We start from the raw sequence: 4,312 nt of genomic DNA on the forward strand, positions 1-4,312 counted from the left end.
GCGTAGCGTCCAGCCGGATGTCGCGGCATCCGCGCCGGTCTTCGCCTCATAGCCGTTGATCATCTTGCGGGGGTCGACGTCGGCCCCGCCGGCCTGGCGGATGGTGGTGGTGACGGTGGTGGGCAGCCGGTACGGGTCGGGTGCGGACGGGGCGTTCTCGTCGTAGTCGGTGTGGACGTGCTCGCGGGCGGAGTACTGGGCGCCGGCGTCGTCAACGATGCGATGCGTCGGCCCGAACGTGTCGACGACGGACACGCCGTCGGCGGAGTAGACGGTGTCGGTGTCCAGCAGTTGGGCGCGGGCCGCGGAGTCGGTGAGCGCCGCGGCGGTCGGATCGGTGTCGGCGGTCGGGGTGAGGGCCTGGTTACGGTTCTCCGCGGTCAGTTCACGGATCACGTTGCCCTTGACGTCATGTTCGTTGGTTGTGACCTGCCAGGCGCCGTTGCCGTAGGAGGCGGCGTTCACCTGCCGGCCGTCGGCGTTGAGGTAGGTCAGGTCGGCGTAGGGCCAGTCGGCGGCGACCGGCGGGTTTGACGGGACCCTGCTCGCGGGGAACACCGCCGTGGCCCAGGCCGGCAGGTCCTGCTGCCCCCAGGCGGCGACGGCGCTCGGGGACATGTCGACCGGCGCGCCCGTTCCGCTGAGGGCGACGTTGTAGACGACGGTACGGGTGGCGGTACCCGCGCCAGCGGGCCGGGGCCGTGCCACGCTGATCAGCCGACCGTAGCTGTCGTAGGTGAACGACCAGGCGTCCTGGCCCGCGGGGGTGTAGCTCTGGAGGCGGCCCTGAGCGTTGTACTGGTAGACCGATCCGAGGTGCGAGCCGTCGGTGTTGTCCAGCCGCGGGTCGTACTCGAGCCGCAGGTGCCCGGTGGAGTCGTACTTGTACTGGGCGACGACGGTCGCGGTGCCTCCGTTGAGGGACATCGAGACGGTGGAGACCTGCCCGGTGTAATTGCCCCAGGTGGCCGGGTCGGTGCCGGAGCCGGTCGCCGTGGTCGAGGTGGCGTAGGCGAGGGTCAGTGCCCGGCAGCCGGCGCCGAGCGTGCCCGAGCAGTCCACCCCGGCCGGGACGGGCGCGAGGATGCGGGTGACCCGGCCGGCGCCGTCCGTGGTGTACGTCGAGGTGGTCGCGGACCCGGGCTGGACGACCCGGTCGACCACCCAGATCGTCGCCGAGCCGACGGTCTTCGACACCCATACCGTCTTGGTGCCGTCGACCTCGGTGAGGGTGAACTGGGTCGCCGAATCCTTGACGAGCTTGGAGCCGTCGGTGGCGGTGTCCGCGATGCCGGTGTAGGCGTAGGGATAACCGCCGGTCCCGGTACGGGAGTACGCCGAGGCGGCGCCCTCACTCGACGTCAGTGTCACGGTATTTGTGGTGCCGGTGTTGTCCGTCAGCGTCTTGGCCGCCGAACCGGTGTCTGGTCCCTGCAGATCCGAGGTCCAACCCGGGCCGAAGATGCCGGCAGGGTCGCTGGTCGCCGCGGGCGGGGTCAACGTCGTCAGGGACCGGCCGACGGTCAGGCTGCCGGTGTAGGTCGGCATGGTGACGTCGGTGGCCGACAGGGAGTAGTCACCGGTCAGCGGGGCCAGTTTTCCGGGGCCGACGTCGCTGGTGGCGTTGGAGTCCCCGAACGCGTTACGCGCGTACTGGATCGTCCGGGCCCCGGTGCAGGTGACGGTGCCACCCGAGGTACGGAAACAGGCCTGGAGCTGGATCGGCCCGTCGGTGCCGCCCTGCAGGGTGAAGCCGACGTTCCAGTTCTGCCGGTCGAACGCGCCGGAGGCGTTGCGCGGCGCGGGCCATGTCGGGCTCGTGGTCGTGCCCTCGGTGGTCACGTCCGCGACCGGCACGTCCGTCCACGCCGTCGACGTGTTCGTTCCCAGCCGGTATCGGTAGGTCACCGACACCTGGGAGGACGGCGCCTGTCCCTCCAGGACGACGAATCGCTGGACGCGGGCGTTCTCCGCCGGGCTCGCCAACGCGCCGGTGCCGACTCCGAAGCTGTAGGAGACAACCGGCGAGAGGTTGCCGGCCTTGTCCTTGGTCCGCAGGTAGAACGTGTGCAGTCCGTCGGTGGCGTTCAGCGACGGGGTGGTCGTCCCGGTGGTCTCGGTGGCGGGCGAGGGCTGGTCGAGGCCGTAGAGGAACGACTGGGTGTCCCCGCCGGGGGAGGTCCAGGTGAACGTGCCGGAGGTGGCCGAGGCCCAGCCGCCTGACGGCCACGCCGCCGAGCTCAACGCGGTCGGCGCCGCCGGGACGGTCGTGTCGACGGTGAACGGGATCCACGACGACCAGTTCTGCGAGTAGTCGGTGCCGTCGTAGGCGCGCACCCGCCACTGGTAGGTGGTGCCGCTGGCGAGTACCCCGGCGGGCACCGTCCAGGAACCGGTGGCGTTCGGGGAGACGTTCGACACCGAACCGTCGGTGATCTTTGTGGTGCTGTCCTGGTTCCACACCTCGAAGTCGAGGCGCAGCGGCGCGCCGTCGGCGTCCGTAGCCGCCCCGGACAGCGTCGGCCTGGTGCTGTTCGTCAGGACCGTCGCGGGGCTGCCGCCGCACTGCGCCGAGCACGGCGAGGTCGACCGGTTCGCGACCGTGCCCGGATAGGAGTTGTAGGTCGTGACAGTTCACCGCGTCGACGAGGCACCGTGGCGCCGGCCCCTGTTCCGCCGGGTCAACCCGTCGCCGATGGCGTACCTCATCCCTGCGGGCTACCCGGCCCACCGCCGACTGCCACTGATCGTCGGTGACTTCACGGAGGAAGGATTCAGTACCCGGACTTGGAAGGGCGGTTGCGCCAGATCGCCGGATCACGGACGGTCAGGGCCCGCGTGGCGACCCGTATCGCGACGCGCAGGTGACGAGAAGCCCGATCATCGGGGTGGCGGACAGGCCGCTCGCCGCTTGGGATTCGTCGCGGGATCGAGCCGGATCCGGGTCGACGGGTGGTCCGCTGAGTCTGGGCGGCGTGCCGGGCCGGGACGGCGGTGGGCGGGTGCCGGCGACGGCCGGGTACGCCGCGATGACGGCCCGATGACGTCCGGAGGAGTATCCGGGATCGCTCCACTCCCCGCGCGACTTCGGCGTGTGGTGGTGATCAGAAGGGTGTCGATGGGGGTGAGGTGTTCGCGGTCGTCGAGGTCGATCAGATTGTGGATGCTGGTGTCGTAGACCTCGGCGAGCAGGGGGAGGAGCTGGGGTGTGGGCCGGCGGCGGTTGTTCGGTAGCGGCCAGTTCTCCAGTTCCGACAGCTTCGGGGCGGTCATGGGAGCCGCGCCGTGGGGATCGAGGCCGGTGTGGGCGGCGTGGGCGTTGATGTGGGCCGCGGCCTGCATCTGGGTCCAGCCGTGCGCGACGCGGTGAGCGGCGCGGGGGCGCAGTTTGTAGCGGCGGGCGAACTCGATCGCGATCTCGTCGTGGGACATGCCGACCGCGCGCATCCGCGCTCGCAGCTCGTCCTGCTCCGCCCGCTGGCTCGCCCTACTCATGACGATGCCCCATATCCTCTCCGGAGCCGGATGGCCGATCCTCCGATTGCCCGCTGCGCAGACCACTCTGGCAGTAATCGTTATGTCACAGGTCGAGCGGTACGGGATGACGCTTCGTCCGGCGGTCGCCCTGGATGTCGTGGGTGGCAAACGTCCGCGTCGAGCACGCTTCGGCTTCGCGGCTGACCCTAAGTTCGGCCGAGGAGAAGCACGGTTTCCCAGGTAGCTGTGCTGTCGGTGGCGAGGCCATGCAGGACGGCAGCGATCCCGGCGGCGCCCTCGATGAGGCCGGGTGATCGGCTGCTGGCGGGCTCTGCCGGGTCGAGGCTGTCGAGGAGTTGATCGGTTAGGGCTGGGAGGTGGCTGCCGAGTGGGTGGTAGCGGGCGTCGGCGGCGGCGTGGTGGACGGTGGCGATCAAGCCGGCCCAGCCGTGGCAGAGTGCCGGGTCGACGAGTCTGGCGAGTTGGACGGGGTCGTCGAGGCAGGCGGCGAGCGTGGACTCGGCGCGTTTCTGGCGCGATGTGTCGGCCAGCGCGAGGGCGGCGAGTTGCTGGGCGCGGGCAAGGCCGGGGGCGCCGTAGCACCAGGAAACGCGGCCTGGGCCGGTTTGGGCGGGGCGGCCGGCGCTCAGCTCGCGGAGGGTGATCTTCTCGGGCCACCAGGGGCCGGTTGAGCTCTCCTGGCGCCAGGCGTCGAGCCAGTCGCAGATTTGGTGGGTCTTCGAAGTTAACCGGGGTGGGCGTGAGACCCCAGCCAGTTTGGTAACTGTGCGTAATGTTGGTTCGGCGTGGCCTGCTGTGACCTGATGTGGCATGC

Annotated in this window: 2 protein-coding genes and 2 pseudogenes; 1 reads left to right on the forward strand and 3 read right to left on the reverse strand. The window is 70.3% G+C overall.

Annotated features, from left to right (window positions below):
• Positions 1–2,421: pseudogene (locus AC08OU_RS22990) on the reverse strand (sugar-binding protein); the annotation flags it as partial.
• Between AC08OU_RS22990 and AC08OU_RS22995 the strand changes: the two are divergent.
• A complete protein-coding gene (locus tag AC08OU_RS22995) occupies positions 2,396–2,614 on the forward strand; it encodes a hypothetical protein (protein ID WP_476602173.1) in 219 nt (72 codons plus the stop codon). The pseudogene AC08OU_RS22990 and the gene AC08OU_RS22995 overlap by 26 nt on opposite strands.
• 437 nt (positions 2,615–3,051) lie before the next feature.
• Here the strand turns inward: AC08OU_RS22995 and AC08OU_RS23000 are convergent.
• Together AC08OU_RS23000 and AC08OU_RS23005 are read right to left on the reverse strand one after the other, a co-directional pair.
• A pseudogene (locus tag AC08OU_RS23000) lies at positions 3,052–3,495 on the reverse strand (hypothetical protein); the annotation flags it as partial.
• Positions 3,496–3,683: 188 nt separating this feature from the next.
• Positions 3,684–4,312, reverse strand: a 629-nt coding sequence (locus AC08OU_RS23005; RefSeq protein ID WP_476605779.1) for a lanthionine synthetase LanC family protein, incomplete at its 5' end; no start/stop codon positions are given.

Source organism: Frankia sp. CcMO1, assembly GCF_977945845.1.